General features: G+C 41.9%; 18 protein-coding genes. 3 read left to right on the top strand and 15 right to left on the bottom strand.

Annotation, left to right across the window (positions count from 1 at the left end):
* Positions 1-111 precede the first annotated feature (111 nt).
* From fliJ to pomA, 15 genes are all read right to left on the bottom strand, one after another.
* Positions 112-546: a flagellar export protein FliJ gene (gene fliJ, locus KO534_RS07845; protein ID WP_215929097.1), complete on the bottom strand. Its 435-nt coding sequence runs from the start codon at positions 544-546 to the stop codon at positions 112-114.
* A gap of 6 nt (positions 547-552) precedes the next feature.
* Complete coding sequence (gene fliI, locus KO534_RS07840; protein WP_215929096.1) at positions 553-1,887, bottom strand: flagellar protein export ATPase FliI; 1,335 nt, start codon at positions 1,885-1,887, stop codon at positions 553-555.
* Between the two features lie 3 nt (positions 1,888-1,890).
* Positions 1,891-2,673, bottom strand: coding sequence for a flagellar assembly protein FliH (gene fliH / locus KO534_RS07835; protein ID WP_215929095.1), 783 nt, complete (start codon positions 2,671-2,673; stop codon positions 1,891-1,893).
* 33 nt (positions 2,674-2,706) lie between these two features.
* The gene (gene fliG / locus KO534_RS07830; RefSeq protein WP_215929094.1) at positions 2,707-3,744 is read right to left on the bottom strand and encodes a flagellar motor switch protein FliG; all 1,038 of its coding nucleotides are present in this window, start codon (positions 3,742-3,744) and stop codon (positions 2,707-2,709) included.
* Between the two features lie 37 nt (positions 3,745-3,781).
* Positions 3,782-5,482, bottom strand: a complete 1,701-nt coding sequence (gene fliF, locus KO534_RS07825) for a flagellar basal-body MS-ring/collar protein FliF (RefSeq protein WP_215929093.1) — start codon at positions 5,480-5,482, stop codon at positions 3,782-3,784.
* Positions 5,483-5,492: 10 nt separating this feature from the next.
* Complete coding sequence (gene fliE, locus KO534_RS07820; RefSeq protein WP_215929092.1) at positions 5,493-5,819, bottom strand: flagellar hook-basal body complex protein FliE; 327 nt, start codon at positions 5,817-5,819, stop codon at positions 5,493-5,495.
* Positions 5,820-6,122: 303 nt separating this feature from the next.
* A complete protein-coding gene (locus tag KO534_RS07815) occupies positions 6,123-7,475 on the bottom strand; it encodes a sigma-54-dependent transcriptional regulator (protein ID WP_215929091.1) in 1,353 nt (450 codons plus the stop codon).
* On the bottom strand, positions 7,472-8,671 hold the full coding sequence (locus tag KO534_RS07810) for a sensor histidine kinase (RefSeq protein ID WP_215929090.1): 1,200 nt from the start codon (positions 8,669-8,671) through the stop codon (positions 7,472-7,474). The genes KO534_RS07815 and KO534_RS07810 overlap by 4 nt, the downstream gene beginning before the upstream one ends.
* Positions 8,672-8,855: 184 nt before the next feature.
* Positions 8,856-10,298 carry a sigma-54 dependent transcriptional regulator gene (locus tag KO534_RS07805; protein WP_215929089.1) on the bottom strand — a complete coding sequence of 481 codons (1,443 nt, stop codon included), beginning with the start codon at positions 10,296-10,298 and terminating at the stop codon, positions 8,856-8,858.
* A 196-nt stretch (positions 10,299-10,494) separates the two neighbouring features.
* A complete protein-coding gene (locus KO534_RS07800) occupies positions 10,495-11,298 on the bottom strand; it encodes a flagellin (protein ID WP_215929088.1) in 804 nt (267 codons plus the stop codon).
* 111 nt (positions 11,299-11,409) lie between these two features.
* A complete protein-coding gene (locus KO534_RS07795) occupies positions 11,410-11,742 on the bottom strand; it encodes a hypothetical protein (RefSeq protein ID WP_215929087.1) in 333 nt (110 codons plus the stop codon).
* Between the two features lie 152 nt (positions 11,743-11,894).
* Positions 11,895-12,296, bottom strand: a complete 402-nt coding sequence (locus KO534_RS07790; RefSeq protein ID WP_252732016.1) for a hypothetical protein — start codon at positions 12,294-12,296, stop codon at positions 11,895-11,897.
* A 29-nt stretch (positions 12,297-12,325) separates the two neighbouring features.
* On the bottom strand, positions 12,326-13,582 hold the full coding sequence (locus KO534_RS07785) for a hypothetical protein (RefSeq protein WP_215929085.1): 1,257 nt from the start codon (positions 13,580-13,582) through the stop codon (positions 12,326-12,328).
* A gap of 145 nt (positions 13,583-13,727) precedes the next feature.
* Entirely contained in the window at positions 13,728-14,645 is a 918-nt protein-coding gene (locus KO534_RS07780; RefSeq protein ID WP_215929084.1) for a flagellar motor protein MotB, read from the bottom strand.
* A gap of 3 nt (positions 14,646-14,648) precedes the next feature.
* Positions 14,649-15,413: a flagellar motor protein PomA gene (gene pomA, locus KO534_RS07775; RefSeq protein WP_215929083.1), complete on the bottom strand. Its 765-nt coding sequence runs from the start codon at positions 15,411-15,413 to the stop codon at positions 14,649-14,651.
* Between the two features lie 306 nt (positions 15,414-15,719).
* Between pomA and xseB the strand changes: the two genes are divergently transcribed.
* The 3 genes from xseB to dxs all read left to right on the top strand — a co-directional run bounded on the left by xseB (position 15,720) and on the right by dxs (position 18,898).
* Entirely contained in the window at positions 15,720-15,962 is a 243-nt protein-coding gene (xseB, locus tag KO534_RS07770; protein ID WP_215929082.1) for an exodeoxyribonuclease VII small subunit, read from the top strand.
* A 126-nt stretch (positions 15,963-16,088) separates the two neighbouring features.
* A complete protein-coding gene (gene ispA, locus KO534_RS07765; protein ID WP_215929081.1) occupies positions 16,089-16,979 on the top strand; it encodes a (2E,6E)-farnesyl diphosphate synthase in 891 nt (296 codons plus the stop codon).
* A 56-nt stretch (positions 16,980-17,035) separates the two neighbouring features.
* A complete protein-coding gene (dxs, locus tag KO534_RS07760) occupies positions 17,036-18,898 on the top strand; it encodes a 1-deoxy-D-xylulose-5-phosphate synthase (RefSeq protein WP_215929080.1) in 1,863 nt (620 codons plus the stop codon).
* Positions 18,899-18,974 lie beyond the last annotated feature (76 nt).

The following is an 18,974-nucleotide window of genomic DNA, read 5'->3' as shown; positions in this document are numbered from 1 at the left end:
TCTAGTTTTAGATTAACCCTAATATTGTGTAATTAACTATGACTCAGCAAAGACCATTCCAATTTGTTTTTTAAGCAGCAATAACATGGACTAGTGTAAGGTAGACAACCATTACTTACGCATAAATTTTTGAAGCGACAATTCATCTAACATTGTTTGCTCTAATTTAGCTTCACGTTTTAGTTTGGCTTGATGCTGTTTATCCAATAACATTTCTACGGCCTTGCGTTTTCGCTGTTGTGCCAACCACTGCATGCGCCTTTGATCGGCCACTCGTATTGCTTGGTTTAAAGTCTGTAACTGCATTTCACAGGCTTTATCTAACTTACCAATAAATTGCTGATGTTGACCAAAAGTAACGCTACCAACACCTTGTTTTGCTCGGGTTTGAGCTTCTCGCAAATAATTTAAGCGGTAGTTTTCCAATCCCGAAAGTTTCTGTTTGTTATCTTGGGCAAACTGTTGTGCCAGCTGAAAATCTTGCACTAACTTTTGTTCTTTTTGTCGCTCCCAGTCCGCGACCATCTGCAATTGTGATTGTGCCATAGAACGTTACCCTTTACCCAAACCACCACTTAACGTGGCCATGTCTGCAGTACTCTGTTCAAAACCGATAATTTGTTGCATACCTTGCTGCAAGAAGGCATTGATAGCGGGTTCAGCGTTAATTGCTAAATCAATCCTTGGATCCGTACCTTTGGTATACGCTCCGATACTAATTAAGTCACGGTTACGTTGATAATTTGAATAGACTTGACGAATTCGTCTTGCTCCCAAAACATGTTCTTCGGGAACCACCATTGGCATCACTCGACTGATTGAAGCCTCTATATCTATTGCTGGATAATGACCAGAATCGGCTAGATCTCTAGAAAGCACTATATGACCATCTAGAATTGCTCTGGCCGCATCGGCTATAGGATCCTGTAAATCATCACCTTCGGTCAGAACTGTGTAAAATGCGGTGATGGAACCTTGGTTTTCGCTTCCATTTCCTGCACGCTCAACCAATGCTGGTAGTCTGGCAAACACCGAAGGCGGATAGCCCTTAGTGGCGGGAGGCTCACCTACAGCTAACGCTATTTCACGTTGCGCCATCGCATAACGCGTTAACGAATCAATCAGCAGTAGTACATTTAAACCTTTATCTCGAAAATACTCGGCAATAGTGACAGCTGTTTCACAACCTTTTAATCGCATTAACGGTGAGGTATCAGCAGGTGATGCGACTACTACTGATTTGGCACGTTCTTCTTCTCCCAAAATATCTTGGATAAATTCTTTTACTTCTCTTCCTCTTTCCCCCACCAAGCCAACGACTACAACATCAGCTGCGGTTCCACGGGTCATCATGCCCATCAATACACTTTTACCTACACCACTTCCTGCAAACAAGCCCATTCGCTGACCTAAACCGACAGTAATGATTGAATTAATAGCCCTTACTCCTACATCTAGCGGCAGAGTAATGGGTTTACGTATTAGCGGATTCATTGGAGGTCTAGACAAAGGAACGCGTTTTTCAGCTTTTACTGGGCCTAAGCCATCTAGCGGTTGACCATTACCATCGACCACCCTGCCTAGTAATTCCATACCAACAGCTAAACCTTGTTCGCGATTGAGTGGCTGAACCCTTGAACCGGGCACAATGCCTTTAACGGCTTCAGTTGGCATCAAGTAGGTGATATCTTCAGCAAAACCAACCACTTCAGCTTCAATTTCACCGTCCATAGTTTGGATTAGGCACTGACTGCCAACCGGCATTTGACAACCTACCGCTTCGAGGGTTAACCCAATGCCACGCACCAATTTACCACAGGCAACAACAGGGCTTTGGGGTACCTGATCTTTTAAGCGTTTAATTCTATCTAACATGGCAGCAGACATAACTTACTCGTCACTTGCGCTAACTTGACTCAACCCTTGTTCCAACAAGAATTTATCTATCACATCTTTAACGCGCCGCTCTACTGTTACATCAACCGCATTTGATTGAGTGACAATTTCGCATCCTCCAGCTGATAATTCTGGCGATTCCATAAAATCCCAATGATGCTTAGCGATTTCTTCTGGACTGAAATGATCATTGACCAATTTAATATCGTCGGGATGTAGGCGTATCTGATAGTGCTTTTCTTGGATCGGTAAGGCTTTTAACCCTTCACTTAACGCTTGAAAAATTAGATCTGTATTGGTTTTCACCTCACTGCGGATCACACCTTTAGCAAGGCTTACAGCCAACAGCACGAGTTCTTTTTCTAGTTCTTTCTCTACATTAGCAACAGGATTATTAAGGCTCTCAATTAACGACGTCCAATTTGCCAACAGCTGCTGGATATGTTCTTCACCAGCAAGCATTCCTTGTTTTTCACCTTCTTCTAAACCTTTTGCGAAACCTTCTTCATGCCCTTTTAACACGCCTTCTTCAGCACCTTGGGCATGCCCTTCACTGTGTCCTTGAGCAAATCCCTCAGCGTGTGCCTCAGCTCTGATGGCTTCAATTTCTTCGGCTGTAGGAGGCAAAACTTCTATTTCGGGCTCAGGGGGTTCGTATTTCCATTCAGGCCTACGATTTAGGGCATTAGTAGCTTTGTCATTTTGCGCTAACGTGGTGTCTTCAACATATGGCAAATCCCATGCTTTAATGTCCTCGTCTTGCCCATCTGCGGTCATAGGTTACTTGCCTTAATAATATCATTAGCTCGCTTACAAGAATTCATCGCCACCGCCACCACCTAACATAATTTCACCCGCGTCTGCTAAACGTCTGGCCACTGACAAAATTTCTTTCTGGGCAGTTTCTACTTCGCTAATGCGCACTGGCCCCATCGCGTCAAGATCATCAATCAACATTTCTGCAGCACGTTTAGACATGTTTTTGGTGATTTTCTCTTTAAGCTCACTTTCGGCACCTTTAATGGCTTTGAGTAGCGCATCTTGTTGTACTTCGCGCAAGATAGCCTGAATTGCTCTGTCATCAACATCGGCTAAATTATCGAACACAAACATTAAGTCTTGGATTTGTTGACTCATTTCTTCGTCTTGTTCGCGGATAGCATCCATCAGCTGACCTTCAATGTTGGTATCCAAATAGTTCATGATATCCGCAGCTGACTTCAATCCGCCCATTTTGGCTGCTTGTGTGCCTGCTTGCCCAGCAAATTGTTTCTCCATGATTTCATTCAATTCTTGTAATGCAGCGGGTTGTACCTCTTCTAAATTCGCCACTCGCATCATTAGGTCTAAACGGACTTTTTCGGGGAATTGACTCAATATTTCCGCAGATTGCTCAGCATCTAAGTACGACATAACAATAGTTTGAATTTGAGGGTGCTCGTTGCGAATTATGCTCGCGACTTGTTTTGAATCCATCCACTTCAGTGAGTCTAAGCCCTTGGCGCCGGTTCCCATTAAGATCTGGTCAATAAGATTAGCGGCTTTGTCTTCGCCTAAAGCAGACGTTAGCGCGCGTTTAACAAAATCAGTACTTTGGAACCCAATGGTACTGTAGTTTTGAATTTCTTCGATAAAATGTTTGTGCACCGCAGTGATTTTAGACTGGGTCATATCATCAATTTGGGCCATAGCTTGACCCAACTTTTGCACCTGTTTCGGCTCTAAATGTTTAAGAATTTGCGCCGCATCATCTTCGGTTAAACTCAGCAGTAAAATAGCGGCTTTATCTACACCTTCTAGTTTTCCTACGTCGTATCCCGCTTCTTCAATTTGTTCTTCTTCAGCCACAATTTAGTCCTCAGCAAGCCACACATTAATATTAGACTTAATCATCAAGCATCATCCAATTTTTCACTACTTGCGAAGACAGTTCTGGTTCATTTGCCACCAGCGCCCTAACAGCTTTCAGTACGTCTTCATCTTTATGTAAGTCTGGCAGCATAAAGGTGCCATCTGCTGCAAAACCGACTTGTGATTCGTCAAATTCTTCTGCCAATAGGCTAATAGTTTCATCACCTAGGTCTAACCCTTCATCAGCATCAAATTCATCAGCCTTCATTTCATCTGGATTGATGAGTTTACTGACCATTGGTTTCACAACCACAAAGAACATTAGGACAATAATAAAGAAACTACCTATCCATTTTATTAGAGGTAGTATTTTGGGGTCTTCCCAAAACGGCACTTCGGCTAGTTCCACTTCACCTTCACGGTTGAACGGAATACTCACAACTTCTAGAGAATCTCCCCGGGTAACGTCAAAGCCTATTCCACCTTGCAGTAAACGACGAATATCCAATAATTCAGCTTGTGACCTAGGTGCACTTGTCACTGTTCCATCAGCAGCAGCAGTGCTTACGTAATCTAAGGCAACAGAAACACTTAAACGACGAATCATCCCAACTTGTTGTTTAGTATGACTCACAGTGGTGTCTAACTCGTAGTTGCGAGTTTCTTCTTTATGGTTGCGCCCAGGTGTTTGTTGAGTTGCACCACCGTTGGCTCGCTCAGGAATGTTTGAGTCTAATGGAGGTTGATTGGTTAGTGCCCCAGGGATACCCGCAATGACTCCACCAATACTGTTTTCTTCAACAGTCATTTCACTGCGAACGGCGGGTAAGTCGGGGTTGTAGCTACGCTGGGTTTGCTCTACAGAAGTAAAGTCCATAGTCACGTCAGCTTGCGCTGTATAATTACCTAAACCTAAGACTGGAATAAGAATGGAATCGATTTTTTCCATGTAGGCATTTTCACGCTTTTTTTCTATTTCATATTCTTTACGCGATCGAGCAGACTCAGCTCCTTGTGATCCTGAATTTAATAAACGTCCGTTACTGTTAGTAACCGTTACTCTATCGGGTTCTAATCCTTGTACTGCTGAAGCGACTATGTCTATGATCGAGTTCACTTCTCCAGTTGAGATCATCGACCCACGTCTGGCGGTTACAACTACTGTTGCACTGGCTTGTTTTTCGCGACGTGCAAAAACATTGGCTTCCGGTAAGGCTAATAATACTTTCGCCCGAGTAATTGCAGTCATTTCTTCGATAGTACTGGCGATTTGTTTTTCTCTAGCGTGTTTTAGCCTTACTTTTTCAACCCTTTGACTGACACCAAACCCCATGTCTTGCATGATAATATCAGCACCCGCCGATTCACCTTGGGTAATGCCTTGGCGAGTCATTCCTAATTTGATTGTTTGGTATTGTTCACTGCTGACGTAAATAGTGTTGCCTTCCAAACGATAATCAATTTGCGCCTGATCAAGGTAATCTAAGGTTTCGATTAACTCTTGGGTTTCCATACTCGCCATTGGACGGTAGTCAGGTTCGTTGGCCCAGATTAAAATAAAGACAGCAATGGCAACACATATCACTAAGGCAACGATCAAGGTAATTTGGCGTACCATATCCGTACTGCCGATAGAATCCATAAAACCAGATTTTTGTTCTGCGCTCGACTCATCTGGATACGTATCGGTATCCATATCACTCATCGCCAATTCTGTACTTGCTGCTTCAGCCACTAGTTAACTCCTAAACTGGCATGTTCATAATTTGTTTGTAGGCGTCAAGCACCTTATTGCGTACTTGAATAGTCGCCTCAAACGCAATTCCAGCTTTTTCTTTGGCTACCATTACATCTGCAAGGCTTAAGCTTTTGTCACCCATCTCAAATGCCATTGCCATATCTTTGGAGTGCAATTGCATGTCATTAACATTACCAATAGCGTTACTTAGCAAATCAGCAAAGTTCTGGGAGGAAGGATTACCCTGAATGGCACTTCCTTCTGCAATCCCCAATTTTGACTGCTCGGCCATGCCTTGCATTTCTTGGTATAGTGAATGTGCTTTGATGTCCATAAGACGCTCCGCTGGCAAAAGACATATTCTGTCTTTGGAAATTAAACTAAGTATCTATGTAGCTGATAGCAAGGTAAGTGCCAAATAGTTAGGTGTAAGAAATTCAATAAATACCTATAAAATTCAGTTAGTTATATTGGTATAAAAGAGACTTGTTGTGGTGTCATATTCTTGACAGCTGAATAAATAAACGAAATAAATAGTAAATTTTATGTGAAACGCCAGTTGACAAACCCAAGCAAAAGAAAAGCCACCGTTCTAGGTGGCCAAAGGACTCGCATCTGCGACACTATAAATTTGTAATTAAGCGGGTAATTCAATTCCTACTTCACGCATTTTTGCGAGTTTGTAACGCAATGTTCTAGGACTAATACCTAATCTTTGCGCCACATCTTTACGGCGACCTTTACAACTTTGTAAGGTATCAAGAATAATTTGATGCTCTTGCTGACGTAACTCAGAGCCTAGTTTACTGTTGTCTTCTTCAAAACTTGAATCTTCGCCTGAAGGCGCAGATATCGATGCCGACAAATCATGTTCGATCAATAGGTCTTGAGCGTCAATATGATTTCCATCAGATAGTATCAATGCTCGCTGGATCACATTTTCAAGCTCTCGTACATTGCCAGGCCAGTTATGTTGTAATAATTTACTACGACCTGCCACCGTAAGTTTTAAAATCTCGTTACCCTGTTTCTGACAATGACGTTCTATTAAATGTTCGGCCAAAGGAATGATATCACCGGCTCTTTTATCTAGGGGTAACCAAGTCAGTGGAAACACATTTAAGCGGTAATACAAATCTTCTCTAAACTCACCTAAATCCACAGTTTGTTTTAAGTTTCTGTTGCTCGTGGCTATCACCCTGACATCTAAGGCGATGGTTTTACGTCCACCTAACCTCTCAACTTCTTTTTCTTGCAGAACACGTAGTAACTTCACTTGCAGATTCAAGTCCATTTCACTGATTTCATCGAGTAAAATGGTGCCGCCTTGTGCTTGTTCAAACTTTCCAGGACACGCTTGGATTGCTCCTGTAAACGCTCCTTTTTCATAACCAAACAGTGTTGCTTCTAGCATATTTTCTGGAATTGCAGCACAGTTAATAGCCACGAAATTTTCGTGTCTGCGATTGGATTGATCGTGAATAAAACGCGCTAACACTTCCTTACCTGACCCACTGGGCCCTAAAACCATCACTGTTGCTTCTGACCTTGCCACTTTTTTAGCTAAGGTTAGCAACTGCAGACTCATTGGGTCTTCAGCTACCGGAGTCCAAGACTCTACTTTTTGAGCTGGAGCATAACGTCCAACCAAATTTAATAATACTTCAGGAGCGAATGGCTTGGAAAGATAGTCTGTAGCACCATCACGCATAGCTTGAACAGCATCATCAATGGTGGCGTAGGCTGTCATTAATAAAATGGCCAAATTAGGATATTTATTTTTTATGTTTTTTAGCAATGAAAGACCACTCATCCCCCCCATCTGAATGTCGCTCACCACTAGGTCAACTGAGTGCTCAGATAATTTGATCATGGCTTGTTCGCCACTGTCGGCTTCAATGACTTGATAACCACCAAGCAACAAGGTGTCTACTAATGCTTCTCTTAGGCCAGCATCGTCTTCTACAATCAGTACTTTAGCTTGAATCATACTTTAGCTCCCGTCACATTTGTATATTGTTGAGACTGTGCAGTTTGTGTCGGCACAATAGTTTGCTGTGATGTTTGATTGGTACCATAAGTAGGCAAGCGCAAAGTAAAACAAGCACCACCATCAGCTAAATTAGTCACATGAACGTTTCCTTGATGCGATTGAGCGACGCTTCTGACTACAGCTAGGCCTAAACCTGTTCCATTACTCTTAGTGGTAAAAAACGGTTCAAAAATGCGATTTATATTTTCAGGTTTGATACCGGGGCCGTTATCTGTGACTGATACGTTCACCCACTCTTGATTATCACTTTGACGACTAGCAACAATGTTGATCAAAGCATTATTGGGTTTGACAGTTAACGCGTTATGGATCAAATTTTGTAAGGCCCCTACTAATGCGGTTTTATTGCCTAAAATCACCACATCAGGATCTGGCATTGAAAGCACTAACTTAGCCTGCTGATTTTGCAACATTGCATCAGCGCCTTGTTGTACTTCTTGCATCAGGCTGTGCAATGAAATTTCACTTATTACTTGCTCTTCACCACTTTTGGCAAACAGCAACATGTCATTCACCTGACTTTCTAAGTCTCGCAACCTAGAAACAAGTTTATTGCTAAATTTTTCGCGGGAAATGTTATTTAGGGAATGGTTAGATAAATTTGCTGCGTATAACATCGCCGCCGATAATGGAGTACGAATTTGGTGCGCCAAAGAAGCGACCATTCTTCCTAAAGAGGATAATTTCTGTAAATGCCCAATACGCTGCTGTAATTGCCTAGTTTCAGTTAAATCAGTTAGTACAATTAGTTGTCCCGGTTCTTTTTCTAACGGGGTGATAGACAACTTCACTTTACGGCCATCATAAAGTGACACCTCGTGACCATCATCAGCTTGAGGTTTGAACGAACGTGCGATAATAGTTCGCCACAACTGGCCTTCCAATGGCTCCCCCAAAAGAGCATTGGCCAAATTATTTGACTGCCTTACAAATCCTTTACCATCTATCACTACCACGCCAGCTGGCATAACTTGTAATAAATGTTCTAATCGATTTGCTTGCAAACGCAATGCGTCTAATTCTTGAGATTTTGATACATGTGATGCTTTTTGTAATGCATCGTGGCGAACCACTTCGCCAAGAGCAGACAGCGCATCACGCTGTGTTTCATTCAAGATGTTACTAGTACCCATACATTCCTCACGTCAAAACATAGACATAATAATTTCAAGTAGAGTAAAGCACATGCCATGCCAACAGGATTTACATTATAAATCAGAGAGTTATGTTAATTATCGAGGTGTAAATAACGTCAAGGAAATGACGCTGCCACCTAAGAGGCTATAAATTAATAGGAGGATTCGGGAATTGTTTCGATTAATCTTTACTAATATTATACTTACGCATTTTTTCAACCAGAGTGGTTCGACGCATACCAAGGGCTTCAGCAGCTCTAGCCACCACCCAATCTTGTTGCTCAAGGGCTTGGGTTATCAGGTTAACCTCTAGGTCTGATATGTATTCTTTAAGGTTTAGTCCATCAACCGGTAATTCAGTAGACAAACCTTGATCGACCTCATTATTGACAGCTTCATTTTCTCCAAGATCTTCACTCTCACCACCAAACATAGCGTTAATCGCGTCGCGCTCTAATAGTTCATCTGGGTAATCTGGTGCGTATGCTTCTAGGTCTAAATGATTGTATTTACTGGGTAAATCACTTACATCAATCAGTTGGTTTGGGTATAAAATCATCAAACGTTCGACTAAATTCGATAACTCGCGGACATTTCCCGCCCATTTATGTTCCATCAAAGAAGCCATTGCGTTGGCGGTGAATTTAATCTGTGCGTTATCAAGCTCTAATCGGGAAACCAATTCTTGTAGAAGTAGCGGAATATCTTCTTTGCGGTCACGTAATGCAGGGCTATCAATGGGAAATACATTTAAACGGTAATACAAATCTTCTCTGAATTGTCCGTCCTCAATCATGACTTCTAAATCTCTATGGGTAGCAGCAATCACTCTCACATTGCACTGGATCGGCTTAGTGCCCCCTACTCTTTCATAAGTGCGTTCTTGCAAAACACGTAGCAATTTGACTTGCATTTGTAATGGCATATCACCTATTTCGTCAAGAAATAATGTGCCTCCTTCCGCTAGTTCAAAACGTCCTTTTCGAGAACTAACAGCGCCAGTAAACGCCCCTTTTTCATGACCAAACAATTCACTTTCAAGTAATTCGCCAGGGATAGCGCCACAATTGACAGGTATAAAAACGCTATCAGTTCGGTTTGATAAGAAGTGAACATTACGAGCGATAACCTCTTTGCCTGTTCCCGACTCTCCTAAAATTAGGACATTAGCTTCGGTGGGGGCGACTTGTTCAATTAAATGCCTGACACCTTGGATTTGCGCACTTTTCCCAATTAAACTTCTAAATAAACGGGTTTTATTGTGTACGCTGGTTTTAGTATTCGGTTGATTGCGTTTGTATTCCTGACAACGATGTAACATTTGAGTCAGTTCAGGATAGGTTATAGGCTCTCTAATGGCACCAACAATATTAGTGCGGGGCTCAAACTTTTCGTAGTCACCAACCAAAACAAAAGGATGATGTGGGAACTTTTCACTGATATCGCTAGCCAAGTCCTGCGTAGCGGCATCGATTAACACCGAGGTTATATCGGTTTTACTTTTAAGGGTTTCCATCGCTGCAGGGAATAAGACACTAGAGCAGGACTCACCGAGAAAAGTCAGAATGGTACTCAGATTATTTGCCCGCTCTATGTCAGAACTAATAATCAAAATATTGCTCATTCCACTTCCAGCCTACTGTTGTTTTTATAATTCACTGTATTGTATATGATTTTAACCATTCGAGTTGGGATAGCAATATTAATTAAGGCATTTTTAAACACTATCTAGCATTGTGTAGCGATCAAAGTCAGGATATTAATTTGAGTCAAAAAAAAGAGCGGCTTCGCCACTCTTCTTTTTGTAAACGTCATTTACGTTAGCCGTTTAACAAAGATAACACTTGGCCTTGTTGTTGATTAGCAATGCCTTGTACCGCTAAGCTCGATTGGCTCAATATACTCGCTGCAGCATTTTCAGACGTGGCCTGAGCAAAATCGGTATCTTGTATACGGCTTCTTGCGGCGGATACATTCACATCGGTTTGTGTTAAGTTTCGCGCAGCACTTTCAAATTGATTTTGAGTGGCACCTAAATCAGCCCTTGCACTGTTTACAAACTCAGCAGCATCATCCGCCACCTGCAATGCATCTTCCGCACCTTGAGCTGTGCTTAAATCTACGTTCAAAATATCGTTTAAGCTAGACGAAACATCACTAGTAGAAACCGCAATTTTTTGTCCAGCATTCGCACCGATTTGAAAATCAATATTACCTTCGCTTGATAACAATGGTTTCCCTGCAAATTCTGTTTGTTGCACGGTTTGTGAAATATTCTCTTGTAACTGAGAAACTTCGGCTTGAATCGCTTGACGATCAGAGTCGCTCAACAACCCATTACCCGATTGCACCGACAGCTCTCGAATACGATTCACATCTTGATTAATATTGGCTAAACCACCTTCAGCAACTTGAGCCAAAGAGACACCATCAAAAGCATTAGATATTGACTGTCGATTACCCTCAACCTGAGTAGTCAGGCGATCAATAATTTGTTGAGCGGCAGCGCCATCAGCAGCACTATTGATCCGCTTTCCCGAAGCAAGTTTCTCTAATATTGACTCTTGCTTGTTTTGCACTTGTTGCAATAACGATGTATTCGATTCAGTATTAAAACCAATCATAGATATACCCTCGATTTGATACTAACAATAATAGCAGAATGACCCCATATGTGTAAAATACATGCAGTAAACGAAAGGTATTCAAAACTATAATCACTTATGAGTAAAACATTACATATTGTGGCTGTTTTGATGTTTTTTTAGTTGCTTATTCAAAACAACAATAATGACTGGCCATAACACAGTATTAATAAAATCATGCAGGCTATTGGCCCAGCGAAGATAACCTACTGAATTGAAGTCATCAGTCAAGTCCATCACTTCCAACCCCAGCGCTACAATACATAGTGGAATTAAACACTTAAAGGTTATTTTACCTTTTCCCCAAACGACTACAGCGAGTATAAACACACTCATACCAATGTGAATATGTATTGCATCTTTCGATAAACTTAACAATTCTACGATTTGAAGTTTAAGCGTTTGAAAAGAGGAAGTTTCCATTTCAGATGGCCTTTTTGATTGTTTGAAAAGATGTAGCGGCAAACTAAAACAATATTAGCGCCTCACGATAGATACAAAACTGACTGGCGTGAGGATTGTTCTTGTAGATAACAACCATAAGAACTGACAACGATCGGATTCAACTACTCTAGCTACTGTGTAAATCGATAAACGACTTTAACGTCATCTGTCACACTGTTTTGGTGCACATACGCAATTGCATTTTCGGTTTGCGTGACAAAATTCAAAATGGCTTTTTCGTCTTTTTGTTGAGTAGGTGGCCGGGCACGTCCTGAGAACTTAACCTTAGACCAATAGGCATTGACTCGTGCTAAAGACATACCCACTAGCAGTTCGTAAAACTTTTCTCTGGTCTCTAAATCCTCTTCAATATCAACAGGAACAGCCCGTGCCCCATCGGGAAAGGCCACATATTTCCCCATATACAAGTCAATTAGTTGAGAACGAGAAAGCGCATCAGTTGGATTGTCCTTATGAACTACCAGAACTAACTCGTTGCAAACCACCAAGTTTGCAAAACTAAGTCCAATCATTAATAGCAATACTTTAATGCACGCTAACATCAGTACAAAAAGCTCACATTGGCAAACAAGGCGTTAACATGTCCTGTGCGTTTGAGCGTCGTATAATCTTTGGTCGGGGGTTGCCAAAAGGTACTGCCCCCTTTATCAATTCGGGTATGATCTAGCTGCAGTTTAAATGACATATTGGGGTCGAAATCCCAGCGCCACCCTAACGAAAATGTCTTTTGATTAATGGTAAAATAGTTCAACAGCAATTCAGCACCTTCATAAGCCTCTAACCCAAAAGGTACTTGCTCAAGTGCAGCAAGATTAATGCCTTCGAGTTTAAACTCTTCTGAATCACTGAAGGCTAAAGAAGTGAAAAAATTATGAGCATTATAATGATAAATACCACTTAAATAGCCACTCTCGACACCGGGTACACCCAAGCTTTCACTGCTAATTTTTGACAGCTCTGAAATGACAGTGACTGAATCAAATCGATATTGACCACTTATAGAAGTGTAAATCCCGTCTCTATTATCAACTTCAATATCTCTCGCAAATTCCATGGAGTTGGGCCAAATAGCGGAAAAGTTAGGAACAAGCGCATCCATTTGAACTAGGGCCTCAACTAACGGCTCAGAAACTTGAGAATCAAATTTTAGCCTAGTGCGATTTATTGCAACCTCCCAATTCATAGAGTGAAAGTCCAGCGCTAAACCTATAGTGTTGTCCAAACGAAACAGCCCAGCACTTGAGGAACCGTAAGCAGTTAATGGAAACTCGTTTTCGCCATAAAACAACTTGGCTGCAAAAGTTATATCTCCTATTGGTTTACTAAAAGTTACGTCTGCGCCGTCTAGATAGCGATGCGGTATGATTCCGTAAATTTCACTTGGAATATGCGCCCAAGTGTAGGCATATCCAATATCCCTATATTCAGTTAATAAAAATAGGTCATATGCGGTACGCCCAATTCTAAATGACCAATTAGGGTTAGGAGCATACCTAACGAAGGCCAAATTTATAGCCGAGTCAAGGTCAAGTTTTTTCTGATCTCGGTAAACAGCTTGAACAACAAAATCGATTTCATCAGAGGCGATTATGTCGAATTGCAACCCTAAATTTGAGCCCTCAGCGAAATCAATATCATTTTCAAACACGCCTCCTGTTTTTGAGAAGTCGGCTCGATATCCAAAATCATCTGAATCAGTGGTAACTACCCCGATAGTTCCGAATCCGGATACCCGAAACTCAGCTTCAGCTCTGACGAAACTCGATACTAAAAGTATTAGAAAAAGACACTTTGACATGACGTATATGACCTTAAAATACTTAGGCACTAGTTGACATATTATGATGCCGCCTCTTTGACTAAGTGAACTAGCTAACACTGTAAAAATAACACATAAAGTCTTTTTTGTGTGTTGCTATATGGATAAACAACCTGAATTACAGTTACTCAAGCACCGATATAGGGTCTGAAACTTTAGGTTTACCTTGAATGATAGAAATTTCAACACGGCGATTACGACTGCGAGCTTGCGCATCATCAGTATCAAGTAGAGGAGCCGTATCGGCCTTACCCACTACAGACATTCTGCTTTCATCGAAGCCGGGAGCGCGTCTTAGCTCTTCGGCCACCGCAACCGCTCGTTGTGCAGATAGATCCCAATTAGAACGATATAACTCATTTGATATTTGTTGACTATCACTGTGCCCAGACACCTCAATATCACCAGGCATTTCAGCTAGCAACGCACCTATTTTACGTAAGATGGGCACAAACTGAGGTTGTAAAAACGCGGACCCTGCAGAAAAGGAACCATTTTCTCGAATACGGATAGTAATCTGTTGACCTAAAGATTCCATTTCAATAGCCCCGTCTACAATTTGTTTTTCTAATTGCTGGGCAACTTTACGAGTGCGTTCATCTACTTCTTCTTGACTGGCATTTTGACTAGTGGTTTGCTGCTCTGTGGCAGTTTGCTGCGCCGCGCCTCCTCTTTGCTCACCGCGTTGCTTTTGTCGACCACCAGCCGAATCTTCATTACCAGCTTGAAATTCCAACATTTCTTGGGTCATGTCTATCGTTTGCTGCTGAATGGTATCAATGGGTGTAGGTTCAGGACGACCCGGTCGAAACTCCATAGCAATAACACTGGTTCCTTTGGGGATATCTTTAACTTCAATTTTATTTTGGACCCCAAAAGCAAATTTCATCGACCCCGCAATTTGTTTGAATTTGAGTACGTCCATCTCAGAAAACGATAACAACAAAACAAAGAAACACATCAACAGTGACATCAAATCAGCAAAAGTTCCCATCCAAGCGGGTAACCCTTCTGGGGGACATTTAGGGCATTCGTCTTCCATTAGTTATTCTGCCTCTTCAGCAGCACCACGTTTGCTGGCCGCAAGGTAATTTTTCAAGATCCCTTCAATCACGCGCGGATTTTGTCCATCAGCAATACCAATAATGCCGTCTAACACTAAACTTTGATTGAGCTTTTCTTCATCAGCGCGATTGCTTAACTTTACAGATATGGGTAAACAAATCAGGTTAGCTAACATCGCACCGTATAAAGTGGTTAATAGCGCAACCGCCATTGCAGGACCAATTGATTTTGGATCATCCATGTTGGACAACATCGCCACCAACCCCACTAAGGTTCCGATCATACCCATTGCAGGTGCGACATCACCTAGGCCTTTAAAAATGGATGCGCCAAATTCGTGGCGTTCAGTGGTCATAGCGATATCTTTACCTAAAGTAGCCCTCACCACCTCTACGTCATGGCCATCAACCAACATATCTACACCTTTTTGCATAAAAGGATTTTCAATTTCAGCTTCTTCAAGCGCTAAAAAGCCACCTTTACGTGCGGCATCTGCCATTTCCACAATTTTTTCAATCTGCGATTCAGGGGTGTCGATCTTAAACATAAACGCTTTACCCGCGACTTTACCCGCACCAAAAAACTGCCCTAGCGTATATTGAGATAACACCACAAATAAGCTGCCACAAAATACAATCAATATTGAAGGTACGTTGATGAACATCGCAATGTCACCACCTTGGATCATTGCCATTACAACAAACCCAATGGCACCAAGAATACCGATTATGGTTGCTAAATCCACATTATGCTCCCAATAGAAATAAAGGTATAAATACTAAATAACAAAGACCAATAGCCTAGTTTTTGCTAAAATAAACTACCCACAACAAAACTAAATGGGTAAACAAAATTAACTATTTCCATCCCATTTTATCGACAATCTTAAATAATTCTATAGTAACCATTTTGGTAATGACTTTGACACCACTATTTTCGTATTTAATAGCAGTATTTACATGTGATTTTGCCCCCTAATTGAAAAGTATTTGAAAGTCTTTTTTCGCTCAGGTAAGGTGCGTGCCACTTCAGAAATTGGTTGAAGAAAAAAATGACAACAAGAAAAAAACCTGAATCACTCAGCTTTGAACAATCTATGCAAGAATTAGAAACCTTAGTATCCAAGATGGAACAAGGTGATTTGCCCTTAGAAGACGCATTACAAAGTTTCGAGCGAGGTATTAAGCTCGCTAGGCACAGTCAACAGAAACTAAAAGATGCAGAACAAAAAGTACAAATTCTCACCAGTCAAAATGGCCAACAAAGCTTAGACGTATTCGAATCAGATAACTAATCTGAAACTTGGATAAGCAATGTCGAACACGGTTTACTTTTATTTATTTCAACTTCTTATACTCATAGTGGGTCAACACTCCTCGCAAAAAGGGAACGGTTGCTTTTCTATAGTTCAGGTTACCAAATGCAATTGAACGCCTTCCGAGAAACCTGCAACGACAGGGTTAACGCGACTCTAAGTGAAACGATTAATGCTTTACCGCACCATTCAGAAACACTTAAGCAAGCAATGGAATACGCATTATTAATTGGCGGTAAAAGAATGCGCCCGTTTCTTGTGTATGCCACTGGAAAAATGCTTTCTGTTTCGGACCAAGATCTAGATGGTCCAGCTGCTGCCATAGAAGCAATTCATGCCTATTCACTTATTCATGATGATTTACCTGCGATGGATGATGATGATTTAAGGCGTGGACACCCCACATGCCATATTAAGTTTGATGAAGCCACAGCAATTTTAGCGGGTGATGCATTGCAAACTCTCGCCTTTGAAATACTTTGCAATTATCCAATTACCAGCAGCTTGTCCGCAAAACGTATAGAGTTGGTAAAAATAGTCAGTCACGCTGCTGGTTACAAGGGTATGTGTGGTGGTCAGGCAATGGATTTAGCGGCCACAGGGCAACAAATCTGCCAACAACAACTCGAAGCGCTTCACAGTAAAAAGACAGGGGCCTTGCTCAGTGCATGTGTAGAAATGGCAATTGCGTTGGCCACCGACATTACTCCAGAGAACCGACAACTTTTGCTGAATTATGCAAAAACAGTTGGTTTAGCGTTTCAAGTGCAAGACGACATTTTAGATGTAGTAGGTGACTCTGCAGTACTAGGAAAACCACAAGGTTCAGACCAACAACAGAACAAAAGTACCTACCCAGCGTTGCTAGGACTGGAACAAGCACAGGCTTATCTCGATGATCTTCATCAACAAGCGCTTCAAGCTTTGCGCGCTTTGCCTTACAATACCCAGATGTTGATGTCGTTCACCGACTTTGTTATCCATCGTTCTTACTAAAAAACTAGCAGAGAAAGCTTGGATAAAATGAAATTTAAATTATCGAAACCCATTTAATGACCTTAGAAATAGCGCACTACCCTATCCTCGCTCAAGCTGACACACCTGAACAGTTAAGAGAACTATCACAAGATAAGTTACAACAACTGAGTGTTGAATTACGCCAATACTTGTTAACCAGCGTAAGCCAAAGCAGTGGGCATTTTGCCTCAGGATTAGGCACAGTTGAGCTAACGGTTGCGTTGCATTATGTATACAACACCCCTTTTGACAGGTTGTTATGGGACGTGGGTCATCAAGCCTACCCTCACAAAATTTTAACTGGTCGCCGTGAACAAATGCCTACCATTCGCAAAAAAGGGGGCCTGCATCCATTTCCGTGGCCGCCAGAAAGCGCCTATGACACTTTTGCAGTTGGACATTCATCTACTTCTATCAGTGCCGCGTTAGGCATGGCCGTCGCCGCTGAAAAAGAAGCCTTAGGTCGAAAGGTTGTAGCGGTAATTGGTGACGGTGCAATGACTGCTGGCATGGCGTTTGAAGCACTGAATCATGGTGGTGATATCAGCAAAGATTTGTTAGTGGTGCTAAATGATAATGAAATGTCGATTTCTGAAAATGTTGGCGCCCTTAATAGTCACTTGGCAAGACTACTAACCGGTAATTTTTTCAACTCGATCCGAGATGGTGGTAAAAAGCTACTCAGTAATGTGCCTCCTATTAAAGAATTTGCTAGTCGTGCAGAAGAACACATCAAAGGCATGGTGGTTCCAGGTACTATTTTTGAGGAATTAGGATTCAAATATATAGGCCCAATAGATGGGCACGATGTAAATGGTGTAGTCGATACGCTGCGTAATATGCGCAACATCAAAGGTCCACAAATATTACATGTGGTGACCAAAAAAGGTAAAGGTTATGAATCTGCTGAGCAAGATCCTATTAAGTTTCATGCCGTTCCTAAATTCAACCCTAAAGACCAAGCGTTACCTAAAGTAGCACCTAGCAACCCAACGTTTTCTGCGGTATTTGGTGAATGGTTGTGCGATATGGCTGCACAAGATCCTAAATTAATGGCAGTTACACCAGCCATGCGCGAAGGCTCTGGAATGGTTAAGTTTTCTCAGCAATTTCCTTCTCAATATTTTGACGTGGCAATTGCCGAGCAACATGCAGTAACTTTTGCTGCCGGTTTAGCCAAAGAGGGCTTAAACGCAGTAGTAGCTATATATTCTACGTTTTTACAACGTGCTTACGACCAACTAATTCACGATGTAGCAATACAAAACTTACCAGTTTTATTTGCCATTGACCGTGCAGGCCTAGTGGGTGCGGATGGCCCAACTCACCAAGGTGCCTTTGATATTCCGTTTTTACGCTGTATCCCCAATATGGTGATCATGGCACCATCTGACGAAAATGAATGTCGACAAATGTTATACACCGGGCATAAATTACAAAAGCCAGCGGCAGTGCGATACCCACGAGGTTCAGCTACAGGCGTATCAACTGAAAACGAAATGACAGCCTTAGAGTTAGGTAAAAGCCGTAACATAAGAACCGGTGAAAAAGTCGCCATTCTCAACTTCGGTGTTTTATTGCCCTTTGCAGAAGAAGCAGCAGAAAAGCTCAATGCAACAGTCATTGATATGCGTTTTGTCAAACCTTTGGATACAGACATTATCGAGCAACTCGCTGCCACTCATGAGTTGTTTGTAAGTATTGAAGATGGAGCGATTATAGGCGGTGCAGGCAGCGCCGTGGCTGAATACTTAATGTCTAGCAAACATAGCAGCAAACTGATACAACTTGGCCTACCTGATGAATTTATCATGCAAGGTACTCAGCAAGAGATGTATGCAGAACTAGGTTTAGATGCAGCGGGAATATTGGCTAGGGTTGAAGCGTTTTGTAGGTAAACACAGTGGCTAGTGGCTAGTGGCTAGTGGCTAGTGGCTAGTGGCTAGAAAAGCTTAAAGCTTTTTGTAGGCTATC

It is taken from the genome of Paraglaciecola arctica (assembly GCF_018861065.1).
GTDB classification, from domain to species: domain Bacteria; phylum Pseudomonadota; class Gammaproteobacteria; order Enterobacterales; family Alteromonadaceae; genus Paraglaciecola; species Paraglaciecola arctica_B.
Note: the sequence above shows the minus strand (reverse complement) of the source record. Positions and strands in the feature narration are given on the sequence as shown.

What these genes read in the sequence shown, in the direction of transcription:
- fliJ (WP_215929097.1), bottom strand. Translation starts at nt 546, where the DNA reads ATGGCACAATCACAATTGCAGATGGTCGCGGACTGGGAGCGACAAAAA.
- fliI (WP_215929096.1), bottom strand. Translation starts at nt 1,887, where the DNA reads ATGTCTGCTGCCATGTTAGATAGAATTAAACGCTTAAAAGATCAGGTA.
- fliH (WP_215929095.1), bottom strand. Translation starts at nt 2,673, where the DNA reads ATGACCGCAGATGGGCAAGACGAGGACATTAAAGCATGGGATTTGCCA.
- fliE (WP_215929092.1), bottom strand. Translation starts at nt 5,819, where the DNA reads ATGGACATCAAAGCACATTCACTATACCAAGAAATGCAAGGCATGGCC.
- KO534_RS07815 (WP_215929091.1), bottom strand. Translation starts at nt 7,475, where the DNA reads ATGATTCAAGCTAAAGTACTGATTGTAGAAGACGATGCTGGCCTAAGA.
- KO534_RS07810 (WP_215929090.1), bottom strand. Translation starts at nt 8,671, where the DNA reads ATGGGTACTAGTAACATCTTGAATGAAACACAGCGTGATGCGCTGTCT.
- KO534_RS07805 (WP_215929089.1), bottom strand. Translation starts at nt 10,298, where the DNA reads ATGAGCAATATTTTGATTATTAGTTCTGACATAGAGCGGGCAAATAAT.
- KO534_RS07800 (WP_215929088.1), bottom strand. Translation starts at nt 11,298, where the DNA reads ATGATTGGTTTTAATACTGAATCGAATACATCGTTATTGCAACAAGTG.
- KO534_RS07795 (WP_215929087.1), bottom strand. Translation starts at nt 11,742, where the DNA reads ATGGAAACTTCCTCTTTTCAAACGCTTAAACTTCAAATCGTAGAATTG.
- KO534_RS07790 (WP_252732016.1), bottom strand. Translation starts at nt 12,296, where the DNA reads ATGATTGGACTTAGTTTTGCAAACTTGGTGGTTTGCAACGAGTTAGTT.
- KO534_RS07785 (WP_215929085.1), bottom strand. Translation starts at nt 13,582, where the DNA reads ATGTCAAAGTGTCTTTTTCTAATACTTTTAGTATCGAGTTTCGTCAGA.
- KO534_RS07780 (WP_215929084.1), bottom strand. Translation starts at nt 14,645, where the DNA reads ATGGAAGACGAATGCCCTAAATGTCCCCCAGAAGGGTTACCCGCTTGG.
- xseB (WP_215929082.1), top strand. Translation starts at nt 15,720, where the DNA reads ATGACAACAAGAAAAAAACCTGAATCACTCAGCTTTGAACAATCTATG.
- ispA (WP_215929081.1), top strand. Translation starts at nt 16,089, where the DNA reads ATGCAATTGAACGCCTTCCGAGAAACCTGCAACGACAGGGTTAACGCG.
- dxs (WP_215929080.1), top strand. Translation starts at nt 17,036, where the DNA reads ATGACCTTAGAAATAGCGCACTACCCTATCCTCGCTCAAGCTGACACA.